Genomic DNA, 25,036 nt, shown 5'->3' with positions numbered 1-25,036 from the left:
CATAACGGGCCGGCGGCTACGGAATACCCCTTAAGATCTAGACACGAATGTCGTCCGGACGAGCGCGGGCCTATCCCACCTCATCGCTGGCCCCAATCAGCGGCCGGCAGTCAGGAAACGGACATGACCGCCCCCCTCGTCGACACCGCCGTCCATCACAAGCCCGTCGGGGTTTCGGACACCGTCGCCTTCGGCTTCGTGAAGCTGCTGAGGTTCTGCGCCGACACCTTCTTCGCCAAGCGCTACGGCCACCGCGCCGTGGTCCTGGAAACCGTCGCCGCCGTGCCGGGGATGGTCGGCGCCACGCTCACCCACCTGAAGTGCCTGCGCCGCATGTGCGACGACAAGGGTTGGATCAAGACCTTGATGGACGAGGCCGAGAACGAGCGGATGCACCTGATGACCTTCATCGAGGTCTGCAAGCCGACCGCGTTCGAACGCTTCGTGGTCGTGGCGGTGCAGTGGGTGTTTTACCTGTTCTTCTTCGGCCTTTACCTGGTCTCGCCGAAGACCGCCCACCGCGTGGTCGGCTACTTCGAGGAAGAGGCGGTGATCAGCTACACCCACTACCTCGCCGAGATCGACGAGGGCCGTAGCGCCAACATCGCCGCGCCGGAGCTCGCCAAGCGCTACTGGGGCCTGCCCGACAACGCCACCCTGCGCGATGTGGTGCTGGTGGTCCGCGCCGACGAGGCCCATCACCGCGACGTCAACCACGGCTTCGCCAACGAGATGGTCGGCCTGCCGCAGACACTGGTCGCCCCCTGCCCGCCCCACGCAGCCCTGGAGCCGGTCTGGAAGGCCGCCGCCTAACGCCTTTCCTCTCGAGCGTGACGGGCGCCGTAACCGGCATCCACTTACGGCTGTCACGCCCTGGGCTAGAGAACCGTGCGGACCCTGAAGAGCTCGGGGAAGAACGAGCCTTCCAGCGCCTTGGCCAGATAAGCGGCCCCGGCGCTGCCGCCCGTTCCGGCCTTGAAACCGATGATCCGCTCGACGGTCTTCAGATGGGCGAACCGCCACTGCTGGAAGCGGAACTCCAGGTCGACAAGCTTCTCGGCCAGTTCGTAGAGATCCCAGTATTCGTCGGGATTGCGGTAGACCTCGGTCCAGGCCGCTTCGACCGCCGGATGCGAGACATGGGCCTGGCGCCAGTCGCGCTCGAGCACCTCGGCCGGGATCGCAAAGCCCCGCCGCCCCAGTAGCGCGATCGCCTCGTCATAGAGGCTGGGCTCGGCCAGGGCCGCGCTCAGCGCGGCATGGACCTCGGCCCCCTCATGGACGCGCAGCATCGCGGCGTCCTTGGCGCCCATCAGGAACTCCAGCATCCGATACTGGAACGACTGGAAGCCCGAGCTCTGGCCCAGATGCGGGCGCAAGGCGTGATAGTCGCTGGGCGTCATGGTGCCGAGCACGTCCCAGGACTGGATCAGCTGGCCCTGGATGCGGCTGACCCTGGAGATCATCTTGAAGGCGGGACCCAGGTCGTCCTGGCGGATGTGCTGGCGCGCGCCGGACAGTTCGTGCAGCGACAGCTTCAGCCACAGCTCCGAGGCCTGGTGGATGATGATGAAGAGCAGCTCGTCATGCTCGTCCGAGCGTGGGTTCTGCGAAGCCAGGAGCGTGTCGAGGCCGAGATAGTCGCCATAGCTCATGGCCGGCGGAGTGTGCAGGTTGTCGCTCATGTGACCGCCGAGACTTCGTTGAATTGAGGCTGACGCCATTCCTCGCCGGCCATCACGTCGGCCAGGCGATCGACGGCGTCCCAGACATCGACATAACGCACATAGAGCGGCGTAAAGCCGAAGCGCAGAACGTCGGGCGCGCGGAAGTCGCCGATCACCCCGCGGGCGATGAGGGCCTGCATGATCGGGTAGCCGTGCTGGTGGGTCAGGGCGACTTGGCTGCCGCGCCCTGAGGCGTCGCGCGAGCAACCGAGGCCGAAGCCCTCGCAGCGCTCCAGCGCCAGGTCGAGGAAGAGGTCGCCAAGCGCCATCGACTTGGCGCGCACTTGGCCCATGTCGACGCCCTCGAACGCCTCCAGCGCCGCCTCCAGGGCGGTGAGGCCGAGCACCGAAGGCGTACCGCAGAGACCGCGGAGCACGCCGGGCGCCGGGGCGTAGTCGTCGTTGAACTGGAATGGCGCGGCGTGGCCCATCCAGCCGGTCAGAGGCGTCTTAAATTCCGTCTGCAAATACTTGGCGATAAAAAGGAAAGCCGGCGCCCCTGGGCCGCCATTGAGGTACTTGTAGCCGCATCCCACCGCCAGGTCCGCTCCGCAGGCGTTCAGGTCCACTGCCAGCGCGCCGGCCGAGTGACTGAGGTCCCAGAGCGCCAGCGCGCCGACCTCGTGGGCCCGAGCGGTGAGCGCCGCCATGTCGTGCACGCGGCCGGTCTTGTAGTGGACGTGGGTCAGCAGCAGCAGGGCGACGTCCTGATCGAGGGCCGCATGCAGCGCCGCCGGCTCAACCACCCTCAGCTCCACCTCGCCCAGAAAGTCGCGCAGGCCTTGCAGGATGTAGAGGTCGGTCGGGAAGTTGCCGGGCTCGGTGACGATCACCTTGCGGCCCGGCCGCAGCTTCATCGCTCCGGCCGCCAGCTTGAACAGGTTCACCGAGGTGGAGTCGGCCGCGATCACCTCATCCGCGCCTGCGCCGATCAGCGGCGCGATCCGCGCCCCAACCCGCGACGGAAGGCTGATCCAGTCGGCCGTGTTCCAGCTGGTGATCAGATCGCGGCCCCACTCGTGCGCCACAGCGTGAGCCAGGCGCGGACCGACATTGCGCGGCAGCGCGCCCAGCGAGTTGCCGTCGAGATAGATCGTTCCCTCAGGCAGGTCGAACAGCTCGCGCCGTCCCGCAAGCGGGTCGTCGGCGTCGAGTTTCAGGCAGTCGTCGCGGCTCAGCATGACGCCGCTCTATCCGCGATCGCGGCCCTCGGCTAGGGCAGGAATTGTCGCTCAGCGCGGCTCCGGCGCATAGCTCGGCTGGTCGATGGCGATCTGCTCGGTGATGTTTGCCCGCAACGCCGCCAGCAGGCCGGGAGTGTCACGATCCATAGCCCGGTCCCGCAGCCGCGCGCACAGCTCGGCGTTCAGTTCGGCCACCGTGCCGTCCCGGCCCAGCAGTTCCGCCAGTCGGGCCTGCGCCGCCAATTCGGCCGTCGGTCCCTCAATCAGCTCGCGACGGACCACGCTGAGGGCGTTGGCGGCCACACGGGCCAGGAAGGCGTCGCGTGGCGGGAGACCTGGACGGACGCTGTCGATCCAGCGGGCGACGGCTTCAACCAGTTCTTCGGCGCGAGGATGATCGATCACAGGCCGTTCTCCAGCAGGGTGACGAGGTCGATCTCGGTCTCCGAGACCCGCCGGCCGATCATCGGGCGCTCCACCGAGCTTTCGGTTCCGGCCGCGTAGCTGGCGTACATCATCAGACACATGACGCCCCATTTCAGTGAGCCCAGCGCCTGCCAATAGCGCACCCGCGCCAGCGGGATATCTCCCCCGCCGGCCGCGGCGTAGCCATCGAGCAGTTCCTGATACTCGCCAAAACCGCCCACCGGCTTGTCTGCGCGGCCGAAGCGCCAGGAGTTGACGCAGATCCAGCTGAGGTCCTCGGCCGGGTCGCCGCAGTGGGACAGCTCCCAGTCCAGCACCGCAGCGACGCCCTTGTCCGGGTCGATCATCAGGTTGCCGTTCCGGAAGTCGCCGTGCAGCAGCACCGCCGGGCGCGGCGGCGGGGCGTGCTTCTTCAGGTGCTGGAACGCCAACTCCAGGATCGGCCGCTCAGCCCCCGAGCGCCGATAGACCTCCTCGTAGCGGGCCAACTCCTCCAGGAAATCGACTGTCTTCAGCCCCGGCGGCGGCGGCGCTGAGTGGATCTGGGCCAGGATCTCGCCGCACTGGCGCGCCAGCTTTGGACGCACCGCCTCGAACCTGGGATCGAACACGATCTTGCGGCCGAGGGTCTCGCCGCCGACCCGCTTGGTGATGTGCGCCTCGCCCAGGCCATCCTCAGGCGCGGCCAGGTGGACAAGCGGCGCGACCGGCGCGCCGACACCGTGTGCGGCGGTGATCAGCGCGGCCTCCATGGCCAGCGACACCGACCGCCCCTCGCCCGGATCCATCGGGGCCGAACGGCGGCGCAGGATCAGTTCCTCACGCCCGCCAGGGCCGGCGAGCGCAAAGGCCCAGGTCTCCATGCTGGCCCCGCCGGACAGGCGCTGCAGGCCTTCGACCTGCGCCCCCGTCCCGCCCAAACGCGGCGCCAGGCCCTTCAGCGCTTCGAGTACCTGTTCGGACATGGCGCCTCATCCACGACTAGAGGCGCCGATCAGGACGATGTTTTGCGCGCATGTAAACGGCGACGCTGCGTCAACGTGCGCTGAACGCCCAGTCCACGCCGCCAGGGCCGCTGATCTTCAGGCCGGCCGGCGACACCGCATAGCTGTAGGTTTCGCTGCTGGCAGGCTTGCTGCTGGTGCTGGTCTTGGCCGGGTCGCAGGTGTCGCGGGAGCTCTGGCTGCCGCCGGAGATCTGGAAGGTGGCCCGCCCGTCGACGGCCCTGACCACGCCGGTCTTCTCTTCCCGGGTCACGACCTTGCACCCAGGCTTGCCGGAGGCGCGGCTCTTGTCGATCACCCAGGTGAAAGCGCCATCCGTCCGCACGCTGAGAGTCATCGCCCGATCGGTCTGGACCGAGCTGTAGTCGTTCTGGATCGTCGTGGTGGTCTGTGAGCCGCCGACACCCGAGGTTCCGATCGCAAAGCCGGTCGCCGCGATGCTGGGCATGATCTTGATCTTCGGCGTCAGGGTCAGCTCGGGGCCGGACGACCTTTGAGACCAGGCGCCCGCCAAAGGCGCGATGTCGCCTGCCGTCAGGGCTGCCAGAAAGCTGATGAGCAGCGCGCTCGACATCGCGTTTGATCCCCGAATTTCTGTCCGTTCGGGCTAGGCGAGCGAGCTGCAAAGGGCGAGCGGTAAACGATGAAGCGAGACGCTCCGTCGACCAACGCCGACCCTGACCCGGCGGAAGCGCAGACCTGGGTTACGATGCCTCAAAACGTAGGGAGGAGATCGCGATGGACTTCAGCTTGTCGCCCGAATTGACGGCTTACCTGGCCGAACTCGACGCCTTCATCGAGGCCGAGATCAAGCCGCTGGAGAACGCCGACGACAATATCCGCTTCTTCGATCATCGCCGTGAATACGAGCGCACCGACTGGGACGCCGGCGGCCTGCCGAAGAAGGAGTGGGAGGAATTGCTGGGCAAGGCCCGCAAGCTGGCCGACGAGGCCGGCCACCTGCGCTTCGCCTGGCCCAAGGAGATGGGCGGCAAGGACGGATCAAACCTGGCCATGGCGGTGATCCGCGAGCACCTGGCGGCCAAGGGCCTTGGCCTGCACAACGACCTACAGAACGAGCACTCGATTGTCGGCAACAACCCCTTCATCCTGATGTTCAAGGAGTTCGCGACCAACGCACAGTACGCTCGCGACGGCGAGAAGCTGCTGGCCGGCCAGATGCGCACCGGCTTTGGCCTGACCGAGCCGAACCACGGCTCGGATGCAACCTTCATGGAGACCACCGCCGTCCCGCACGAGAAGGACGGACAGCCAGGCTGGCTGATCCAGGGCGAGAAAATGTGGACGACAGGCATGCACGTGGCGACCCACGTGATGGTCTTCGCCCGCACCTCAGGCAAGGACGGCGACGCGACGGGCATCACCTGCTTCATCGTCCCGGCCAATACGCCCGGCGTGAAGATCGAGGAGTACCTCTGGACCTTCAACATGCCGACCGACCACCCGCGGGTCAGCTTCACCGACGTCTGGATCCCGGAGGACAGCTATTGGGGCCAGATCGATCGCGGCCTGGGGTTGGGGCAGTCGTTCGTGCACCAGAACCGCATCCGGCAGGCGGCCTCGTCGCTGGGAGCGGCTGTCTACTGCATCGAGGAGAGCGTGAAGTACGCCCGCCAGCGCAAGCCCTTCGGCAAGGCGCTGGCCGAGAACCAGGCGATCCAGTGGCCGCTAGTGGAGCTCGCCACCCAGTGCGAGATGCTGCGCCTGCTGATCCGCAAGACCGCCTGGGAGATGGATCACATGCCGCACAAGGAGATCGAGCGGCAGATCTCCGACAAGGTTTCGATGTGCAACTACTGGGCTAACCGCCTGGTCTGCGAGGCCGCCGACCGGGCCATGCAGGTGCACGGCGGTATCGGCTATTCCCGGCACAAGCCGTTCGAGCACATCTACCGCCACCACCGCCGCTATCGGATCACCGAGGGCAGCGAGGAGATCCAGATGCGCAAGGTCGCCGCCTTCCTGTTCGGCTACCTCGGGCCCAAGCGAGCGCAGTTCAAGGAGGCGGCGGAGTAGCTCAGGTTTTGAGCTTGGCGAACATCGCCTTGTGATCCGCAAGGATGCGCTTGGTGAGTTCGCCATCCGGCTCGGTCGACCAGTTCCCCTTGTCGAACGAGCCGCCGAGGATGATCCCGTCGCGCCGGGGGAACATGTAGGCGCGATTGGACATCAGGTTGTAGGTGACCTCCGGCTGGGGCAGCAGCACGACCAGCTGGCCGCGGGCCGGGGTGATCTCCTTGTCGCCGAACAGCTCCCCTGCCCCCAGGCCCGTGCAGTTGAAGATCACCGCTTCAGGCAGGGCCTGGACTTCGCTCCGGGACTTCAGGTCGCGCACCACGATCTTGCCGCCGGCCGCGACCACGTCCTCCATCATCGCCTGCAGATAGATCGGCGGCTCGACCATCATGCTGTCCCAGTACTGCAGGCTGTACTTGCCGAACGGATGCTGTCCGGCTGGAACCGTCTTCAGCTCCGGAGCCATATCGGACAGCCGCTGGAATAAGTCGCCGGCCCCGAAGCGGTCCTCGTCGACCACATAGTTGCGGGTCCAGTGGACGCCGTACTCCGGCCCGGAGAGCTGCTGGTAGTGGAGATACGAGAGCTTGGCCGCCCGAACCAGCTGCTCCATGAACTGCGGCGTCGCCACCGCCTTGTCGTAGGCCGAGGCCGGCCACCACTGGCCGCCGGCGATATTGGAGGTCGTCTCGGGCGGCAGCGCCTTGGCGTAGATGGTCACCCGCCCGCCGCGCCGCTGGATCAGCCGCGCCGTCGCCAGGCCCACCGCCCCGCAGCCCAGCACCGCATAGTCGCGTTCAGGCCCGGCGAAGCCCTCGTCCAGCGCCAGGTGTGAAGTGCCCCAGGAGAGGGTGATGCCGCCGCCGCCATGGCCGTAGTTGTGGACCACGAGCTTGTCCCCGAGCTTTTCGCTCCGCACGACAAAGCCGCTCGGCCGATAGGGGCGCAGACCGGCGATGACCCGGATCACCCGATCCTCCGAGACATGCACTGGGGCCAGGCGCAGGGGTCCAGACGGCTGCAAGGGGTCGGAAAAGCCCATGGCTGCAGGGGTCGTCGCGCAGCCGGCCAGCGTCCCGCCCGCCAGCATCAGTCCGAAAGTCCGCCTGGTGTGCATGCCCGTCCCCACTGTTCGATGCGAGGGAGTCTGCAATGGCGGCGCTTCGCAGCCAACCCTCAGCGGGGCGGGCTCAACGAAGAGGTGTGCGGCGCCTCAGGCGTAGGCAGGGGCGGCGTAGAGCCCATCAAACAGCGCCGGCAGGCTGTCGGGGAGGCCCAGCAGCGGGCCCGAGGACAACAGGAGCACTACCTCGTCACCTTGCAGGTGCGAGAGCGCTTCGATGGCCGCCTGGGCGCTGGCCACGCCCTCGACCACAACGCCGGCGGCGCGGGTGCGGGCGAGGATTTCCTCGTAGGTCGACTGATCGTGGCTGCCGGCGCCGTGCACCGGCGGCGGGCAGATCAGCACCCGCGCGGCCCCCTCGAACACCGTGTCGTACCAGGGCAGCGCATCGCGGCTTCGCCAGCTGAAGGTGTGCGGCTCGAAGACTACGACCAGCGGGCGGTCGGGATAGTGCAGCCGCATGGCCCCGATCGCCGAGTGGGCCTTTTCGTAGGAACTGCCGAAGCCCTCGATCAGCGGCACAGCCGAGGTCGTGCTCAGCCGGTCGAGGCGGCGGCGGATGCCGGCGAAACTGGCCAGGCCCGTGGTCAGCGCAGCCTCGGACACCAGGCCCCGCTCCAGCAGATAGGCCGCGACGCCGACGACGTTTTCGACGTTGTGTGCGCCCAGCAGCTGGGTGGTCAGGGCCAGGACCCGGCCGTCCGGCCCGACCAGCTCGAAACTGGTGGTCTCGCCGTAGCTGACCTTGCGGCTGTACCAGCCGTCGCACGGGGCGGTGTCGTACCAGACGATGCGGGCCTGGGTTTCGGCGGCGATCGTCCGCACGGCCGGATGGTCGCGCGTCACCGCCACACCGCCGGCCGGTAAGGCGCGAAGCAGTTCGCGGAACGGCGCCTCGTACTCGGCGAAGGTCGGGAAGACGTTGACGTGGTCATGGACCAGCGAGGTCAGCAGCAGGTGATCTGGATGGTAGAGCGCAAACTTCGAGCGCCGATCGGAGGCCGAGACGATGTACTCGTCGCCCTCCAGCGCCACGGGGCCTGAGCCCCACTGACCGGTCGCCGGCAGCGACGGGGAGATGGCTCCGACCATCCAGCCCGGATCATTGCCGGCCTGGAAGAGGATGTGGGCCATCAGGGCGGTGCAGGTCGACTTGCCGAACGAGCCGGCCACCACGGTGTTCTCGCGGCCCTCAGTCGCCTTCCCCAGCATTTCGGCGAAGGTGGTGATGAAGACGCCGCGTTCGCGCGCGGCCGCTACCTCCGGATTCGATTCGGCGCCGAGCTTGGCGCTGGTCCCCAGAACCAGCACGTCGAGCCCGTCGGGGAGATTCGCCGCGTCGAATCGACGGTGGAACGGAAAGCCCAGCCCTTCGACATAGGTCGACATCGGCGGGAAGACGTCTTCGTCCGATCCAGAAACCTCGTGACCGGCGCTGCGCATCATCAAGGCCACGGCGCTCATGCCGGCCCCGGCTATCCCGGTGAAATGGATACGCATTCCGCCCTAAACCTCGAAGTTTCCCTGGTGGTAGCGATGGGCGGGCGCCCCGTCGAGGGTGCACGGCGTCGCGCAGGATCATATGGCGAGAACGGACGTTAATCCGCGCTTAACCATGGAAGCCGAACCTCGGCTGCGTCTTCCTTGAAGACACCCCACCATCACCACACTTCGTTCAAAGCCCGGCTTCGGCCGGGCTCTTTTTTTGATCTGTGCGAAAGTCGAATTGACCGCTTGCGCACCCCGCCAGCGCTGGGTATATCGCCGCCTCCAACGTGATCCCCGATAGCTCAGTTGGTAGAGCAGTCGGCTGTTAACCGACTTGTCGCAGGTTCGAGTCCTGCTCGGGGAGCCACTTGGATTTCCAGACATCGCCAGTCGATTGCGCGCGCAGCTTGCCGCGCTAAAGTCGCGCGAGATCTGGAGTCCCTGCCGATGAAGCGACGCGATTTCCTGGCCGTGACGGCTGCTCTGGCCGCGAGCCCAGCCCTGGCCCAGGCCCCTGCTCAGCCGGCGCCTGCAGCGGGCGGCCCCGTGCGGGTGAAGTTGGAGACTGCGGACGGGCCAATCGTGCTGGAGCTCTATCCGGACAAGGCGCCGATCACCGCCAAGAACTTCCTGCGTTATATCGACGAGAAGCGGTTCGATGGAGCGACCTTCTACAGGGCCTCCAAGGTGCCGAACGCGCCGGAGTACGGCCTGGTCCAGGGCGGCGTGCAGAACGACCCCAAGCGGGTGCTCAAGCCCATCGCGCACGAGCCCACGACCAAGACCGGGCTGTCGCACACCAACGGGGCGATCTCGATGGGCCGCACGACGCCGGGGAGCGCCACTTCGGACTTCTTCATCTGCGTCGGCGACATGACCTACATGGACGCCGATCCCAAGCAGTCCGGCGACAACCTGGGCTTTGCGACCTTCGGCAAGGTCGTCGAGGGCATGGACACGGTGAAGAAGATCCTCGCCGAGCCGACCTCCCCGACCGCCGGCGAAGGTGTGATGAAGGGTGAGATGTTGGCCAAGCCCGTGAAGATCGTCACCGCGCGGCGCGAGCCCTAACGAAAAACGCCTCCCTCGAGATCGAGGGAGGCGCTGAATTTCGTATATTGCAGAGGACCTTAGTCCTTGGCGCGTTCCTGGTAGGACCAGTCTTCCGTCAGGATCACCACGCGGGTGCCGGGCGCGATGTAGGGCGGCACCATCACGCGCTGGCCGTTGGTCAGGATCGCCGGCTTGTACGAGGACGACGCGGTCTGGCCCTTCACCGACGGTTCGGTCTCGGCGATCTCGAAGGTCACCAGGCGCGGCAACTCCATGGCGATTGGAACGCCCTCGTGGACCGAGAGCACGACGGTCATGCCGTCGCTCAGCCAGGGGGCGTTGTCGCCGACGGTGTCTTCCGAAACCACGACCTGATCGTAGGTCTCGGGCTGCATGAAGTGGTAGCCCTCACCGTCCTGGTAAAGGAAGTTGTAGTTGCGGTCGTCGACAAAGGCGCGCTCGACCTGCTCGGTCGTCCGCCAGCGTTCCGACACCTTCACGCCGTCGGAGATGCGGCGCATGTTGAGCTGGGTGACCGGGGTTCCCTTGCCGGGATGGATGTTTTCGGCGGTCAGGACGACATAGAGCTTGCCGTCCATGTCAACGACGGCGCCTTTCCTGAGCGAGCTGGCAGCGACCTTCACGTAGTTCGTCCTCGAGCCTATTGGGGAGGGGCCGCCATCGACCCCCGCACGGTTCCGCCGAGCGGCGGTCTTTCCGCGCACCTATACGATGAAGGCGAAATTCGCCAGTCATGATCGAATTGGCCGCATAGAGGATGCCTGTGCCGACAGCTTCACAATCGCCATGGTGGCGGGCCGACATCCATCAGGACCGGCGGCCGTTCCTGCTGGCCCGGGGGGCGATCACCCGGGCGACGCGCCGGTGGTTCGAGGAGCGCGGGTTCACCGAGGTCGAGGGCGCGGCGCTGCAGGTATCGCCCGGCAACGAGGCCCACCTTCACGCCTTTACTACTGAAATTATTGGCAATTCCGGTGATCGCCATCCGCTTCACCTGCACACCTCGCCGGAGTTCGCCTGCAAGAAGTTGCTCGCGGCCGGCGAGACCCGGATCTTCGATTTCGCCCGCGTCTGGCGCAATCGCGAGCGCGGGCCGCTGCATCATCCGGAGTTCACCCTGCTTGAGTGGTACCGCACCCACGAGCCTTATGAGCAACTGATGACCGACTGCGCCGAGCTGATGGCGCTGGCGGCGGAGACGATCGGCGCAAAAACGTTGTCCTATCGGCAGCTTTCCAGCGATCCCTTCCAGGAACCTGAACGGTTGAGCCTGCAGGAGGCCTTCGACCGGCACGCCGGCATCGACTTGCTGGCGACCGTCTCGGCGGGCGGCGAGACCGACCGCGATGGCCTGGCGAACGCCGCGAGCGCCAGCGGCGTTCGGGTCGCCGGCGACGACGTCTGGGCGGATATCTATTCCAAAGTGCTCGTCGAGAAGATCGAGCCGAACCTCGGCGTCGGCCGGCCGACGATCCTCTGCGAGTACCCGATCAGCGAGGCGGCGCTGGCCCGCCCCAAGCCCAGCGATCCCCGGGTGGCCGAGCGGTTCGAGCTCTATGCCTGCGGCGTCGAACTGGCCAATGCGTTCGGCGAGTTGACCGATCCGGTCGAGCAGAGGCGGCGCTTCGAGGCGGAGATGGCCGAGAAGGCCCGGGTCTATGGCGAGCGCTATCCGATCGACGAGGACTTCCTCGCCGCCCTGCCCCACATGCCGCCGGCCTGCGGTTCGGCGCTGGGGTTCGACCGGCTGGTCATGCTGGCGACCGGCGCGAGCCGCATCGAACAGGTGGTGTGGACGCCGGTGGCCGATCACTCCGCGTGACACGGCGGCGTTTGCGCCTTCTGCCCGCATGGGCCATATGCGCGCTCGATGGGAACACTTCGCAAGGCTAGCGATCTGATCGACGCCGGGCTGGCGCCGCTGGAGCGGCTGCCGGAGCTCGAGCGCGTCGCAGCGCGCTATGCCCTGGCGATCACCCCGGCCATGGCCGAGCTGATCGACCCGAATGATCCGGCCGACCCGATCGCCCGCCAGCTGATGCCGACTCAGGCCGAGCTGGAAACAACTCCGGCCGAGAACGCCGACCCGGTCGGCGACTTCACCCATAGTCCGGTCGAGGGCGTCGTCCATCGCTATCCCGACCGGGTGCTGCTCAAGCCCACTCACACCTGCGCGGTCTACTGCCGGTTCTGCTTCCGCCGCGAGATGGTCGGGCCGGAAGGGCTGTCAAACCTGACGCCTGCGCAGCTGGACGCGGCCATCGCCTACATCGCCGGACGGACCGAGATCTGGGAGGTCATCGTCACCGGCGGCGACCCGTTCGTGCTCTCGCCCCGCAGGCTGGCCGACATCTCGAACCGGCTGGCGGCGATCGAGCACGTGAAGGTCGTACGCTACCACACCCGCGTGCCCGTGGTGGACCCGGCGGCGGTCACGGACGAACTGGTCGAGGCGATCAAGTGCGAGGGCAAGGCGGTCTATGTCGCCCTGCACGCCAACCACCCGCGCGAACTGACCCCCGCTGCGCGCGCCGCCTGCGCCCGGATCATCGACGCCGGCCTGCCGATGATCAGCCAGACCGTGCTGCTCAAGGGCGTCAACGACGACCCCGAGGTGCTGGGCCAGCTGATGCGCGGCTTCGTCGAGACGCGGATCAAGCCCTACTACCTGCACCAGGGTGACCTGGCGCCCGGCACCTCGCACCTGCGGGCCAGCGTCGAGGAGGGCCAGGCGCTGATGCGGGCCATGCGCGGGCGCTTTTCCGGCCTCTGCCAGCCGACCTATGTGCTCGACATCCCCGATGGCCACGGCAAGGTCCCGGTCGGTCCGAACTATGTCGGCGAGACCACCGTTGAAGACCCGAACGGCGTGATCCACGCCTATCCGCCGAAGTTGAGCGAACCGCGGTCTTGAACTAGCGTCGCCTCGTCCGGGAACACGGACGGGGGAAACGTCATGAGATCCATCCTGACCGCCATCATCCTCGGCGGCGTGGTCGCCGGCGCGCTGGACATCGGCGCGGCCTGCCTGATCAGCGGCAAGGATCCGGGCTTCATCCTGCAGTTCATCGCCAGCGGGCTGATCGGCAAGGCCGCGTTCAGCGGCGGGACCGGGAGCATCGCGCTGGGCTTCGTGCTGCAGCTGTTGATGGGGATCATCATCGCCGCGGTGTTCGTGCTCGCCAGTCTGAAGCTACCCTGGCTGCGCCGCCAATGGATCGCCGGCGGGCTGGCCTACGGCGTCGGGATCTACATCGTCATGAACTACGTCGTCCTGCCGCTGTCGGCGGTCGGGCGGTTCCCCAAGTTCAGCGTCGAGGGTCTGGTCAAGAACGGCCTGGCCATGCTGGCTTTCGGGCTGATCGTCGCCTGGTTCGCGCAGTCGCGGATCGGCAAGGGCGAGGCGGCCGGCGCATGAGGCCGCTGCTGATCTTCGCGCTCGCCTGCCTGCTGAGCGCCTGCGCCCGCGACATCCCCTATGCCGAACTGGAAGCGAAGTACGCCAGTCCGGCCTCGCGCTTCATGACCCTGCCGGACGGCACGCGGGCCCACTATCGCGACCAGGGCCAGGGGCCGACCATCGTGCTACTGCACGGCTTCTCAGCCTCGCTGCACACCTGGGAGCCTTGGGTCGAGCGACTGTCGGGCGACTATCGCGTGGTCAGCATCGACCTGCCCGGCCATGGCCTCACGCGCACGCCGGTGGGTTACGCGACCAGCACCGAGGGCAATGTCGCCTTCGTGAAGGCCGCGGCGGACAAGCTGGACCTCCCGCCGTTCGTGCTGGTCGGCAATTCCATGGGCGGAGGGGTGGCCTGGAACTACGCCATCGCCCATCCGCAGGATCTGCGCGGGCTCGTGCTGGTCAGCCCGGGCGGCTGGCCGCGGAAGGAAGAGAACAAGTCGACGCCGCTGGTCTTCAAGATGATGGCCAATCCGCTGGGCCGGGTGGTCCTGCGCAACGCCGATCCGCGCCCGGTGGCCGAGCCTGGATTGAAGGACGCCTATCTCGACGAGAGCCTGGTGACCAAGCCGCTGGTCGACCGCTATGTCGACTTCGCCAGGGCCCCGGGCCGCCGCGCCATGCTGCTGGCCCGCCAGGCCGAGCCGCGCGCGCCGGTGAGCCCCAGCATCTTCGCCCAGGTCACGGTCCCGACTCTGGTCATGCACGGTGAGGAGGACCGGCTGATCCCGGTGGCGGACGGCAAGGCCATGGCCGCGGCGATCCCCGGCGCGAAGCTGATCGTCTATCCAAAGGTCGGCCACGTGGCGATGGAGCAGATTCCCGACCGCTCGGCGGCCGACCTTCGCGCCTTTGTCGAAGGCCTGCCGCCGGTCGACGTCAAGGCCGCGCCTGCGCCAGCCGCACAACCTCCGCCTCCCGGCCCTGGGCGAAGCGCTGGCTGACCACCGGCGAGTCCAAACTGGCCACAGCCTGCGAAAGGGCCTTGGCCCTGCACTCGCGGAAGGCCTTGGTCTCGACCATCACGAACACGCCCACTCCAGGCACGCCGCCGCAGGCGCGGCTGGCCGCCATGGAGGCCCGCCGCAGCAGCGTCTCGGCCCCGGCGTCCTGGCTGAGGTCCAGGTCGCCGATCGGCACCCTGACCGTGACGATGGTCGGCTTTGGCGTAAGCGGGCCCTCCTGCCCCTCAGCGGGATAGGCCCCCGCCGCCATCAGCACCGCGATCATCAGTAGAGGTGTCGGACGAACCATCACCATTCTCCTGTCGGCTATGCGGGCAGCATCGCCACGCCCCCACAGTTGAGCGCCGGACAAGCGAGCCGTCGCGACGGAGGACGGGATGGTTCGCCGATGGTTCGACGATGACGGCCGAGGTTTGCGCCGCTGAGCGGTGACGCCGCAGGGCTCTACCCGAGACCGGCCTCGCGCCTTGACACTCCAGGAGCCGGGGCGCACGATTCCAGCATGATAGAGCTCTAGCGGATCGCCTCGCGGCATATCCCCGGCTGGTCTTGTGCGCGGTTCAAGCACGCCAGTCGCCGCGCCACCGCACCTCCCCAGAGGGGGCCTCTTCTCAACATTAGGGACGGATTTCTAGCGGTCGGCGCGCCAGCGCCTATCGATCCGAAGGAGGTCCAGATGTGGAATTCCAATGGCGGCGCAAGCCGCCCGCGAGCTAGACCATGAGCGCCGATGAGCTTCCCATCGACCTCGCCCACGAGCCGGTCTTCCGTCTGGGGCAGATGGAAGTCCGGCCGGCGACCCGCGAGGTGCTGGGCCCGGGCGAGCGCCGCGAGGTCCTGGAGCCGCGGATCATGCAGGTCCTGGCCGCCCTGGCTCGCCGACGCGGCGAGGTCGTCTCACGCGATGATCTGATCACCGCCTGCTGGAGCGGCCGGCTGGTCGGCGACGACGCCGTCAACCGCTGCGTGGCGGCGCTGCGCCGCCTGGACCCCGACGCCGTCAGCATGACCATCGAAACCATCGCCCGGGTCGGCTACCGGCTGGAGGAGCTTCGCCCCGACGCTGCAGCCAGCTGCGAGGCGCTGGTGGCGGTGCTGCCGTTCGAGAACCTCTCGGACGAGGCGGGCATGGGTCACTTCTCCGACGGGATATCCGAGGAGATCCTGCAGGCGGTGTCGCGGCGCACCGACCTGAAGGTGATCGGCCGCTCCTCCAGCTTCCAGTTCCGGGGCAGTCAGAAGGCCCTGACCCACGTGGCCGAGCAGCTTCGAGCCACCCATGTGCTGGACGGATCGGTTCGCCGCTCCGGCGAGCAGGTGCGGATCACCGCCTATCTGATCGAGTGCGAGAGCCAGACCACCCTTTGGTCCGACCGGTTCGACCGTCGGCTGTCGGATGTGTTCGCCCTGCAAGACGCCATAGCCGAGGCGGTGGCGGCGGCGTTGACGCAGGCGCTGGGGCCGGGAGAGGCCGCGGCCTAGTCCAGGGGCATCACCAGACGGAAGCGGGTCTGCTCGGGCGTCGAATGAACGTCGAGTGCGCCGCCGTGGCCCTGGGCGATCTGCGAGGCGATGTAGAGCCCCAGGCCGAGGCCGGCGCGCGGGGGTCCGCCCTCCTTGCGCTTGAACGGCTGGAACAGCTGCGGCAGGGCGCTGCCCGGGATCGGCTCGCCGGCGTTACTCACCGAGAGCTCGAAGGCGCGGGCGTCGGTGCGGGCCTCCACACGCACCGGCGCGCTGGCCGATCCATGGGTCAGGGCGTTGGAGAGCAGGTTGGAGACCAGCTGCGCCATGCGGTCGGGATCGCAGCCGACTGAACGGGTAATGGACAGTTCTGTGACGATCATCCGGTCCGGCCACGCGGCGCGAAGCTCCTGCACCGTTTGTTCGATGAGGTCGACGAGATCGACATGCCGCAGGCGGGTCAGGGGGATGCCCCCGCCCAGTCGCCCGCGCGCGAAATCCAGCACGTCGGCGATCAGACGTTCCATCCGTCCGGCGCTCTCGAGGATCTGCTGCACGACGAACTGTGTCTTCTGCTCAACCTGGGTCTTCTGCAGGAAGCTCGCGCCTGCCTGGATCGCCGCGAGAGGATTGCGCAGGTCATGGCCCAGGACGGCGACGAACTGCTCGCGCAGGACCGCCGCCTCGTTGGCGTCGATCAGGGCCGCCTCGCTGGCGGCTACACGATCCACCGCCTCGATATGAAAGGCGATCAGTTCGGAGAACAGCCTGAAGCTCTCCATGACCTCGCCCCGCGAGACCTTGGCCGGCTTGCGATCGATCGCGCAGAGCGTGCCGAAGACCTCGCCGTTCTCGCGGATGATCGGGAACGAAATGTAGCTCTGCAGCCCGTAGAGCGCCGGCGTCGGGTGGTTGTGGTAGCGCCGATCATCGGCGACGTTGTCGATCACAACCGCCTCATGAGTTCGGCAGACCTGATCGCAGAGCGTGGTCTTCAGCGGCAACTCATCGCCCGGATGAAGCCCGAACTCGATATCGTCGCGCACAGCGCAGGCGATCCACTGGCTGCTGGTGACCCGCGCCACCGCCGCGAAGCCCATGCCGGTCATATGGCAGATTATGTCGAGAATTTTCGGGACCGCATCGATGCCCGCGACCAGCTGCAGGTCGCGCTCAATACCGGTTAGGCAGGCCACGTCTGAAGCCTTGGCGCTCATCAGCGCAGACTAAACGACCCCGCGCGCCGCCGCCATTAAGCTCATCGCCAGCGCCTCGGCGACCTTGATGCCGTCGATGGAGGCCGAGAGGATCCCGCCGGCGTAGCCCGCGCCCTCCCCTGCCGGGTAGAGGCCGGTGGTGTTGAGGCTCTGGAAATCGGCGCCGCGGGTGATGCGAACCGGCGAGGAAGTGCGGGTCTCGACCCCGGTCAGCACCGCGTCGGCGGCGTCGAAGCCGGGGATCTGACGCGCGAACGCCGGCAGGGCCTCACGGATCGCCTCGATGGCGAAGTCGGGCAGGCAGGTCGAGAGATCGGTGGGGGTGACGCCGGGGCGGTAGGACGGGACGATCTCGCCCAGGGCGGTGGAGGCCTTGCCGGCCAGGAAGTCGCCGACCCGCTGGCCGGGCGCGGCGTAGGTGCGTCCGCCGGCCTCGAAGGCCTGGGCCTCCCAGTGGCGTTGCAGGGCGATGCCGGCCAGCGGATGGCCCGGATAATCCTTGTCCGGCGTGATGCCGACAACGATGCCGGCGTTGGCGTTTCGCTCGTTGCGGGAATACTGGCTCATGCCGTTAGTGACGACCCGGCCAGGCTCGGAGGCGGCGGCGACCACCGTGCCGCCGGGGCACATGCAGAAGCTATAGACCGTGCGGCCATTGGAGCAGTGGTGCGAGAGGCTGTAGGCGGCCGCGCCGAGGTCCTTGTGGCCGGCGCTGGTCCCGAAGCGGGCGCGGTCGATCCAGGACTGCGGGTGCTCGATGCGGAAGCCGAGCGAGAAGGGCTTGGCCTCGATATGGACGCCGCGCTCGTAGAGCGTCTCGAAGGTGTCGCGGGCGCTGTGGCCGAGGGCCAGCACGACGTGGTCGGCCTCGATGTAGCCGCCGTCCTGCAGGTGCAGGCCGACGATCCGCCGGGCGCCGCCCTCCTCGACGATGTCGAAGTCCTCGACCTTGTGCTGAAAGCGGTACTCGCCGCCGAGGCTCTCGACCTTCTCGCGCATGGCCTCGACCATGGTCACCAGGCGGAAGGTGCCGACGTGGGGGTGGGCTTCGGTGAGGATTTCCGGCGGAGCGCCGGCCGCGACGAACTCGCTCAGCACCTTGCGGCTGAGGAAGCGCGGATCCTTGACCTGGCTGTAGAGCTTGCCGTCTGAGAAGGTGCCGGCCCCGCCTTCCCCGAACTGGACGTTGGATTCAGGGTGCAGCTTGCTGCGCCGCCAGAGGTCCCAGGTGTCCTTGGTCCGCTCGCGGACCACCTTGCCGCGGTCGAGGATGATCGGCTTGAAGCCCATCTCGGCCAGGATCAGCCCGGCGAACAGCCCACACGGGCCTGCGCCGACGACCACCGGACGCCGCGCCAGATCGGCCGGCGCCAGGGCGACATGGCGGTAGGCCATGTCCGGCGTCGGCTGGACGTTGCGGTCGCCGGCGTGACGGGCCAGGGCCTTGGCCTCGTCGGCCAGCACCACATCGACCGTGTAGACCATCAGGATCGCCGCCTTGCGGCGCGCGTCGTTGGCCCGACGGAAGATCGCCAGCTCCAGCAGCTCGTCGTCGGGCACGCCCAGCTTTTCCAGCACCGCGGCACGGAGCGCCTCCGGCGGATGGTCCAGGGGCAGCTTGATTTCGGTCAGTCGCAGCATCGGGGGCTTTTAGCCGGTCTTGAGTGGGAAGGAAGCCGCCCCCTACTCCGCGACCGGCACCGTGTAGTTCAGGGCCAGGCGGCCGCCATCGGGATAGATGGTCTGGCCGGTCATGTAGGAACTGTCGTCGCTGGCCAGGAACACGGCGACCTTGCCGATCTCGGACGGCTCGCCGAAGCGACCAAGCGGCGTGCGCGCCAGGACCCGGCGGCGAGCGTCGTCGTTCTCCATCACCCCCTTGAGGATGTCGGTGACGATGGTGCCGGGGCCGATGGCGTTCACTCGCACGCCATGCGGCGCCAGGCCCAGAGCCATGGCCTTGGTCAGCTGGGCCAGGCCGCCCTTGGAAGTGACGTAGGCGATCTGATTGGGGATCGCGAGCACCGCGTTGATCGAGGACATGTTGATGATCGAGCCCCGGATCTTGGCGTCGACCATGTGCCGCGCCACGGTCTGGCCGACCACGAAGGGCGCGCGCAGGTTGACCGCGAGCACCCGATCGAAGTCCTCGAGCTCGGCGTCGAGGATGTCGCCCGGAGCCAGAATGCCGGCGTTGTTGACCAGGACGTCGATGCGCCCCAGCAGCGCCGCCGCCCGGATCACCGCCTTGCGGGCCGCCTCGGCGTCGGAGAGGTCGCAGGCGAGCGCATGGACCTTGCGGCCCGAGCGCGCGGCCAGTTCCGCGGCCGCCGCAGCGACTCTCGCCTCGTCGAGATCGAGAAGGACCAGATCGCAGCCCTCGGCCGCGAACGCTTCAGCGCAACCGAGGCCAATGCCGCCCGCCGCACCGGTGATCAGCGCCGCGCGCCCGGAAAGTCTGCCAGCCATCACCAGGCGCCCGTATTGGCCATCGAGGCCCAGGGCTCGGCGGGCTCCTTGCGCGGACCGGCCTGCAGCAGCTCGATGGAGATGCCGTCCGGCGAGCGGACGAAGGCCATGTGGCCGTCGCGCGGCGGGCGATTGATGGTCACGCCGCCGTCGGCCAGGCGCTGGCAGACCGCGTAGATGTCGTCGACCGCATAGGCCAGGTGGCCGAAGTTTCGCCCGCCCTGGTAGTCCTCGGGGTCCCAGTTGTAGGTCAGCTCGACCGTCGGCGCCTTGCTCTCGCGCGCGGCGGCCTCATCGCCGGGGGCGCAGAGGAACACCAGGGTAAATCTACCGCCCGGATTGTCACTGCGGGAGACTTCGACCAGTCCCAGCTTGTTGCAGTAGAAGTCGAGCGAGGCGTCGAGGTCGCGGACCCTGACCATAGTGTGCAGATACTTCACGGGCGGTGTTCTTCCTTGAAGCCGCCTAGTTCGGCGGCGAAGCGTGGGCGTTAAAGACCAAGCAAGGGCTTGCTGCAATCCTGCGGCGCCAGGGGCACATTATCCGCGGTTCCGGCTATCTGTCCGCGATTTCATTTGCAGTCGCAGAACGGTGGCATCAGAACACGCTGCAACCTAACTAAAGAGGCCTGGGCGTACGACTGCGATTCACTGCGGTCGCAAAATCGTTGCAGCCCGGGGGGAAAACGACTGCATGCGGCTCAAGTCTCAGTATCTGTTCGTGGTCATCGTCGTGGCGGTGCTGCTCGTGGCATTCGCGGTCGGCACCGTGATGAGCCGCGCCGGCAAGTCGGGCTCGGCGGAAGCCAAGACCACGGCCAACGCGCTGCCGACTGTGCAGGCCGTACTGACCCCAGAGACCGTCCGTGAATACGACGTGGCCATTCGCGGCCGCACGGAAGCTGCCCGCAGCGTCATTGTCCGTTCGGAGACCGCTGGCGTGGTCGCTGCGACACCAGCCGTCGAAGGCTCGTTCGTCCGCAAGGGGACAATCTTGTGCCGCCTGAACCTGGACGCCCGCCAGGCAACCGTGGACCAGGCCCGCGCCATGTACCGCTCGCGCCAGTTGCAACAGAAGGCCTCGGCCGACCTGCACGCCAAGGGCTATCGCTCGCAAACTCAGGTGCTCCAAGATCAAGCCAACCTCGACGCCGCATCGGCCAATGTGCGCCAGGCTGAGCTCGGCGTGGAGCAAATGAGCATTCGCGCGCCGTTCGACGGGGTGTTCGACAAGCGCGACGCGGAGATCGGGACCTACCTGGCGCCCGGCCAACCGTGCGGCACGATGATCGAGCTCAACCCGCTGCTGATCGTCGGCGACCTGCCGGAGACGGAGGCCTCGAAGGTGCAGGTCGGCGCTCACGCCACCGCCCAGCTGACGTCTGGCGAGACCCTGACCGGCCGTGTCCGCTACGCGGCCCGTGAGGCCGACGCTCAGACCCGCACCTATCGGGTCGAAATCGCCGCGGCGAACCCGCAGATGACCCGCTCGGGCCTGTCGGCGTCGGTGCGTATCAGCTCCGGTTCCGGCCCGGCCCACCTGGTGCCGCTGTCGTCCTTGGTGCTTGACGCGGCCGGTCGCCAGGGCGTGCGGTACGTGTTGGCGGACAACAAGGTCGCTTTCGCCGCGATCAAGGTGCTGGAAGAGACGCCGAAGGGCGTCTGGGTGACCGGGCTGAAGGGCCCCGTCCGCGTGATCACCGTCGGCCAGTCGTACGTGGCCGAGGGTCAGAAGGTTCGAGTGGCCTCGGCGCGCTAGGCGCGCGGGCCGCTCCTCAGGAGACGAGCTTATGATCGGACCTCTGATCGACGGCGCTATCAAGCGACGGAAGGTCGTCCTCGCGGTCACCCTGATCGCCAGCCTGTTCGGCTTCTTCGGCTATCTGTCGATGCCGCGGGAATCGAATCCCAACATCGACTTCCCGTTCATCGCCGTGGTGGTGCCCTATCCCGGGGTCAGTCCCGAGGATGCCGAACGTCTGCTGGTCCGCCCGCTGGAGACCGAGCTCCAGACGATCGAGGGCATCAAGGAGATGAACGCCGTCTCCCGCCAGGGCATGGCGATCGTGAACCTCGAATTCGAGGCGGACTTCAACAAAGACAAGGCGCTAGCGGAAGTGCGCGCCAAGGTCGACCWGGCGCGCGGCAAGTTCCCACCGGACGCCGAGGAACCGATCATCGAGGAGGCCAACGCCTCGGGTGACCCGATCATCGGCGTCGTTCTGTCCGGCGGGGCGCCTGAACGGACGCTGTTCCAGATCGCGCGCGGCCTCCAGGACCGTCTGGAAAGCTCACCCGGCGTGCTCGAGGTCTTCCTCAACGGCGGCCGCGAGGAAGTGCTCGAAGTCACCATCGATCCGGTGCGCATGGAGGCGGCCAATGTCACCACCGGCGAACTGGCGCAATTGATCGCCCGCAACAACCAGCTGGTTCCAGCCGGCAACCTGGAATCCGGCGCCGGCAAGTTCGCGGTCAAGGTCCCCGGCGTGGTCGAACGCCCCGAAGACATCCTGGCCCTGCCGATCAAGAAGAACGGCGACCGGCTCATCACGGTCGGCGACATCGGCGACGTGCGCCGCACGTTCAAAGAAGCCACCTTCATCACGCGTTTCAACGGCGAGCCGGCCTTCTCGGTCGAGGTCTCCAAGCGCTCGGGCGCGAACATCCTGGACACCGTCAAGGAGGTCCGCAAGGTCGTCGCCGAGGAGCAGAAGCGCTGGCCCGAGACGGTCAAGGTCTCCTACATCTTCGACGAAAGCGACTTCATCGGCCGCACCCTCGTGGTGCTGGAGAGCGGCCTGCTGATCGCCACCATCCTGGTCATGCTGATCATCGTGGCGACCCTAGGCATCCGTCAGGGCCTGATGGTCGGCGCGGCGATCCCGGCCTGCTTCATGCTGGCCTTCCTGATGCTCAACGCGAACGGCGTGACCCTCAACCAGATGGTCATGTTCGGCCTGGTGCTGGCGGTCGGCATCCTGGTCGACGGCGGCATCGTGGTGGTGGAGTACGCCGACCGGAAGATGGCCGAGGGCCTGTCGAAGGAGGAAGCCTTCGCCGCGGCCGGCAAGCGGATGTTCTGGCCGGTCCTGAACGGCACCCTAACCACCCTCTGCGCCTTCCTGCCGTTCCTGTTCTGGAACTCGATCCCCGGCAAGTTCATGAGCTTCCTGCCCATGACCCTGTTCTATGTGCTGGGCGCGTCGATCTTCATCGCCCTGATCTTCACCCCAGCGCTAGGCTCGATCTTCGGGCGCAAGGCAGCGGTGGACGCAGCCCACCTGGCAGAGATCGAGAAATCCGAGCGGGGCGACCCGCGCGAGATGACCGGCTTCATGGGCTGGTACGCGCGCACCATCGACTATCTGGGCAAGCATCCCGGCCGCACCTGCCTGGCGACGCTTGGCGTCATCGTTGCCGTGGTGGCCGGCTTCATCCTCGAGAAGAAGCCCACCGAGTTCTTCCTGCAGCAGGATCCTGAGTGGGTGGCCGTCTACGTCAAGGCGCGCGGCAACCTCTCGCCCCAGGCCCAGGACGTGCTGGTGCGGCAGGTCGAAAGCCGCCTGCAGGGCCTCAAGGGCGTCAATTCGATCTACACACGCTCGGGCACCTCCAGCCCCGGCGGCGGTCCCAACTCGGCGCCGAACGACACGGTCGGAAGGATGAACCTCGACTTCGTGGACTTCGAGGATCGCCAGAAGCTCGGCATTGTCGGCAAGGACATCGCCAACGAGGTCCGCAAGCGGGTCTCCAACATCCCAGGCATCGAGGTCGAGGTGCGCGAGCCCCAAGGCGGCCCGCCGACCGGCAAGGACGTGCAGGTCGAACTGCGCAGCCAGGACCCGATTGCGCTCAACCGCGCGGCCGACCTGGTGAAGGCCAAGTTCGCCGCCGACCCGCAGCTTTACGAACTGGAAGACAACCGCACCTCGCCCGGCATCGAGTGGAACATGGCCGTCGACCGTGAGGCGGCCGGACGCTACGGGGTCGACGTGCTGGCCGTCGGACAGGCGATCCAGTTCGTCACCGGCGGCGTGCTGGTCGGACGCTTCCGCCCCGACGACGCCGACGACGAGCTCGATATCCGCGTCCGCTTCCCGCCGGAAAGCCGCAACGTGGCGGCGTTCGACACCCTGAAGATCCCGACCCAGTTCGGGCCGGTGCCGGCCAGCTACTTCATCAAGCTGTCGCCGGCCCAGCAGGTGACGACGATCCAGCGCCGGGACGCCCAGCGCCTGGTGGTGATCCAGGCCAACACCATCGAGGGCGTGGCCGCCAACCAGAAGATCGCCGAGCTGAGGCCGTGGCTTGAAAAGGCCGGTATCGACGCCTCGGTCCGCTGGAAGTTCACCGGCGCCGACGAAGAAGGCCAGGAGGCGGCCAAGTTCTTCCTCACCGCCATGGCCGTGTCGCTGTTCCTGATGGCGGTGATCCTGCTCTGGCAGTTCAACTCGTACTACGGGGTGCTGGTGACCTTGTCGGCGGTTGCGCTGTCCACGGTCGGCGTGCTGCTGGGCGTGGTGGTCAATATCGCGCACACCTTCGACTACATCTCGGTGATCATGCTCGGGACTGGCGTCGTCGCCCTAGCAGGGGTCGTGGTGGGCCATAACATCGTGCTGGTCGACACCTACTATCAGCTGCGCCGCGCGGGCTTCCCGGCCGACGAGGCGGCGGTGCGCTCGGCCACCCAGCGGTTCCGCCCGGTGATGCTGACCACCCTGGTGACCGTTGTCGGCCTGCTGCCGCTGATGTTCCAGCTGCATCCGAACTTCCACGGCATGCACATGGAGTACAAGGCGCCAGGGTCCGAGTGGTGGGTGCAGCTCTCCGGCGCGGTGGTCTGGGGCCTGTCGTTCGCGACCATGCTGACCCTGATCCTGACGCCGGTCCTGCTGGCCGCCCCGAAGGTCGCCTCGCGGCGCTTCAAGTGGCTGTGGGATCGTACTGGCGCCCGCTGGCTCCCGCATCGCCGCAAGCCCGAAGCGAGCGTGGTCGGCGGCGAGGACCTGCCCAAGGCCGCGGAATAGCCGCCCGCTTAGACTTTTCCGGTTCAGGTGAATTCATCTGAACCGAGTCACGCTCTTGCGAGCCGCCGGCGATTGGCTCGAACCTTTCGGCGATAGAGCGCAACGGCGCGCGCGGGCCCAGCGTGAGCCGATCCCGACATCGCGCCGAGCACCAGCTGGGTCTGGGCCGCCAGGGCCGCCGTCACCTTCTCAGACATCATCCGCTCGGTCTCGGCGGCCGCCTCGGATCCGCCGGCGGCGAGCTTGGCCATGCGAAGGGCGATGACTTGGCTGGCCTCCGCACCGAGCCAGAAGGTGTCGAGCGAGAGCTTGAGCCAGGGATTGTAAGGAAGCATGGGGAGGCCCCTCCAGCGGCCCGCTACCCTA

24 protein-coding genes and 1 tRNA gene are annotated in these 25,036 nt (G+C 67.3%); 11 read left to right on the top strand and 14 right to left on the bottom strand.

From position 1 onward, the window contains the following. Positions 1–123: 123 nt before the first annotated feature. A complete protein-coding gene (locus AC1DQJ_RS01785) occupies positions 124–813 on the top strand; it encodes an alternative oxidase (protein ID WP_477599654.1) in 690 nt (229 codons plus the stop codon). Positions 814–878: 65 nt separating this feature from the next. On the opposite strand, the gene kynA is transcribed toward AC1DQJ_RS01785, so the two are convergent. The 5 genes from kynA to AC1DQJ_RS01760 form a co-directional block, all read right to left on the bottom strand. Then, positions 879–1,685: a tryptophan 2,3-dioxygenase gene (gene kynA / locus AC1DQJ_RS01780; RefSeq protein WP_477599652.1), complete on the bottom strand. Its 807-nt coding sequence runs from the start codon at positions 1,683–1,685 to the stop codon at positions 879–881. Beyond that, positions 1,682–2,908 carry a kynureninase gene (gene kynU, locus AC1DQJ_RS01775; protein WP_477599650.1) on the bottom strand — a complete coding sequence of 409 codons (1,227 nt, stop codon included), beginning with the start codon at positions 2,906–2,908 and terminating at the stop codon, positions 1,682–1,684. The genes kynA and kynU overlap by 4 nt, the downstream gene beginning before the upstream one ends. A 51-nt stretch (positions 2,909–2,959) precedes the next feature. Then, the gene (locus tag AC1DQJ_RS01770; protein WP_477599648.1) at positions 2,960–3,316 is read right to left on the bottom strand and encodes a DUF6285 domain-containing protein; all 357 of its coding nucleotides are present in this window, start codon (positions 3,314–3,316) and stop codon (positions 2,960–2,962) included. Beyond that, positions 3,313–4,302, bottom strand: coding sequence for a phosphotransferase family protein (locus tag AC1DQJ_RS01765; protein WP_477599646.1), 990 nt, complete (start codon positions 4,300–4,302; stop codon positions 3,313–3,315). The genes AC1DQJ_RS01770 and AC1DQJ_RS01765 overlap by 4 nt, the downstream gene beginning before the upstream one ends. Positions 4,303–4,372: 70 nt before the next feature. Next, entirely contained in the window at positions 4,373–4,915 is a 543-nt protein-coding gene (locus tag AC1DQJ_RS01760; RefSeq protein ID WP_477599644.1) for a hypothetical protein, read from the bottom strand. Between the two features lie 164 nt (positions 4,916–5,079). On the opposite strand from AC1DQJ_RS01760, the gene AC1DQJ_RS01755 reads away from it, so the two are divergent. After that, positions 5,080–6,378, top strand: a complete 1,299-nt coding sequence (locus AC1DQJ_RS01755; RefSeq protein ID WP_477599642.1) for an acyl-CoA dehydrogenase family protein — start codon at positions 5,080–5,082, stop codon at positions 6,376–6,378. A gap of 1 nt (position 6,379) precedes the next feature. Here the strand turns inward: AC1DQJ_RS01755 and AC1DQJ_RS01750 are convergent, their stop codons facing one another. Both AC1DQJ_RS01750 and AC1DQJ_RS01745 read right to left on the bottom strand, forming a co-directional pair. After that, on the bottom strand, positions 6,380–7,495 hold the full coding sequence (locus AC1DQJ_RS01750) for an FAD-dependent oxidoreductase (protein ID WP_477599640.1): 1,116 nt from the start codon (positions 7,493–7,495) through the stop codon (positions 6,380–6,382). Positions 7,496–7,591: 96 nt separating this feature from the next. Next, entirely contained in the window at positions 7,592–9,001 is a 1,410-nt protein-coding gene (locus AC1DQJ_RS01745) for a Mur ligase family protein (RefSeq protein WP_477599639.1), read from the bottom strand. Positions 9,002–9,280: 279 nt separating this feature from the next. Here AC1DQJ_RS01745 and AC1DQJ_RS01740 point away from each other — a divergent pair. Then, positions 9,281–9,356, top strand: a tRNA-Asn gene (locus tag AC1DQJ_RS01740). An 80-nt stretch (positions 9,357–9,436) separates the two neighbouring features. Next, entirely contained in the window at positions 9,437–10,060 is a 624-nt protein-coding gene (locus AC1DQJ_RS01735; RefSeq protein WP_477599637.1) for a peptidylprolyl isomerase, read from the top strand. Between the two features lie 59 nt (positions 10,061–10,119). Here AC1DQJ_RS01735 and efp read toward each other — a convergent pair whose 3' ends face one another. Next, the gene (gene efp / locus AC1DQJ_RS01730) at positions 10,120–10,686 is read right to left on the bottom strand and encodes an elongation factor P (RefSeq protein WP_477599635.1); all 567 of its coding nucleotides are present in this window, start codon (positions 10,684–10,686) and stop codon (positions 10,120–10,122) included. A gap of 140 nt (positions 10,687–10,826) precedes the next feature. Between efp and epmA the strand changes: the two genes are divergently transcribed. Genes epmA through AC1DQJ_RS01710 form a run of 4 tightly spaced genes read left to right on the top strand, consistent with a single transcriptional unit; the run spans position 10,827 to position 14,470 of the window. Further along, a complete protein-coding gene (gene epmA / locus AC1DQJ_RS01725) occupies positions 10,827–11,885 on the top strand; it encodes an EF-P lysine aminoacylase EpmA (RefSeq protein WP_477599633.1) in 1,059 nt (352 codons plus the stop codon). Between the two features lie 48 nt (positions 11,886–11,933). Beyond that, positions 11,934–12,977 (top strand): lysine-2,3-aminomutase-like protein, encoded by a 1,044-nt coding sequence (locus tag AC1DQJ_RS01720; protein WP_477599631.1) that lies wholly within the window; start codon positions 11,934–11,936, stop codon positions 12,975–12,977. A gap of 42 nt (positions 12,978–13,019) precedes the next feature. After that, positions 13,020–13,481: a hypothetical protein gene (locus AC1DQJ_RS01715; RefSeq protein WP_477599629.1), complete on the top strand. Its 462-nt coding sequence runs from the start codon at positions 13,020–13,022 to the stop codon at positions 13,479–13,481. Then, positions 13,478–14,470, top strand: a complete 993-nt coding sequence (locus tag AC1DQJ_RS01710; RefSeq protein ID WP_477599627.1) for an alpha/beta fold hydrolase — start codon at positions 13,478–13,480, stop codon at positions 14,468–14,470. Before AC1DQJ_RS01715 ends, AC1DQJ_RS01710 begins: the two co-directional genes overlap by 4 nt. On the opposite strand, the gene AC1DQJ_RS01705 is transcribed toward AC1DQJ_RS01710, so the two are convergent. Beyond that, positions 14,406–14,780 carry a UrcA family protein gene (locus AC1DQJ_RS01705; RefSeq protein ID WP_477599625.1) on the bottom strand — a complete coding sequence of 125 codons (375 nt, stop codon included), beginning with the start codon at positions 14,778–14,780 and terminating at the stop codon, positions 14,406–14,408. The genes AC1DQJ_RS01710 and AC1DQJ_RS01705 overlap by 65 nt on opposite strands. Positions 14,781–15,211: 431 nt before the next feature. On the opposite strand from AC1DQJ_RS01705, the gene AC1DQJ_RS01700 reads away from it, so the two are divergent. Next, positions 15,212–15,973: a winged helix-turn-helix domain-containing protein gene (locus AC1DQJ_RS01700; protein ID WP_477599623.1), complete on the top strand. Its 762-nt coding sequence runs from the start codon at positions 15,212–15,214 to the stop codon at positions 15,971–15,973. Here AC1DQJ_RS01700 and AC1DQJ_RS01695 read toward each other — a convergent pair. The 4 genes from AC1DQJ_RS01695 to AC1DQJ_RS01680 are packed head-to-tail and all read right to left on the bottom strand — an operon-like array spanning position 15,970 to position 20,081. Continuing rightward, positions 15,970–17,151, bottom strand: coding sequence for a sensor histidine kinase (locus AC1DQJ_RS01695; protein ID WP_477599621.1), 1,182 nt, complete (start codon positions 17,149–17,151; stop codon positions 15,970–15,972). The two genes, AC1DQJ_RS01700 and AC1DQJ_RS01695, sit on opposite strands and share 4 nt — an antisense overlap. Positions 17,152–17,181: 30 nt before the next feature. Next, positions 17,182–18,813, bottom strand: coding sequence for an NAD(P)/FAD-dependent oxidoreductase (locus AC1DQJ_RS01690; RefSeq protein WP_477599619.1), 1,632 nt, complete (start codon positions 18,811–18,813; stop codon positions 17,182–17,184). Between the two features lie 42 nt (positions 18,814–18,855). Next, positions 18,856–19,641: an SDR family NAD(P)-dependent oxidoreductase gene (locus AC1DQJ_RS01685; protein WP_477599617.1), complete on the bottom strand. Its 786-nt coding sequence runs from the start codon at positions 19,639–19,641 to the stop codon at positions 18,856–18,858. Further along, entirely contained in the window at positions 19,641–20,081 is a 441-nt protein-coding gene (locus AC1DQJ_RS01680) for a VOC family protein (RefSeq protein WP_477599615.1), read from the bottom strand. Before AC1DQJ_RS01680 ends, AC1DQJ_RS01685 begins: the two co-directional genes overlap by 1 nt. Positions 20,082–20,334: 253 nt before the next feature. On the opposite strand from AC1DQJ_RS01680, the gene AC1DQJ_RS01675 reads away from it, so the two are divergent. Then, a complete protein-coding gene (locus tag AC1DQJ_RS01675) occupies positions 20,335–21,399 on the top strand; it encodes an efflux RND transporter periplasmic adaptor subunit (protein ID WP_477599613.1) in 1,065 nt (354 codons plus the stop codon). Positions 21,400–21,430: 31 nt separating this feature from the next. After that, positions 21,431–24,670: an efflux RND transporter permease subunit gene (locus AC1DQJ_RS01670; protein WP_477599611.1), complete on the top strand. Its 3,240-nt coding sequence runs from the start codon at positions 21,431–21,433 to the stop codon at positions 24,668–24,670. A gap of 47 nt (positions 24,671–24,717) precedes the next feature. On the opposite strand, the gene AC1DQJ_RS01665 is transcribed toward AC1DQJ_RS01670, so the two are convergent. Then, positions 24,718–25,005, bottom strand: coding sequence for a hypothetical protein (locus AC1DQJ_RS01665; protein WP_477599609.1), 288 nt, complete (start codon positions 25,003–25,005; stop codon positions 24,718–24,720). Between the last annotated feature and the right edge of the window lie 31 nt (positions 25,006–25,036).

The organism is Phenylobacterium sp. P4_E10 (genome assembly GCF_056401675.1).
The sequence above is the reverse complement of the archived record's forward strand: the minus strand, read 5'-3'. Positions and strand labels throughout refer to the sequence as shown.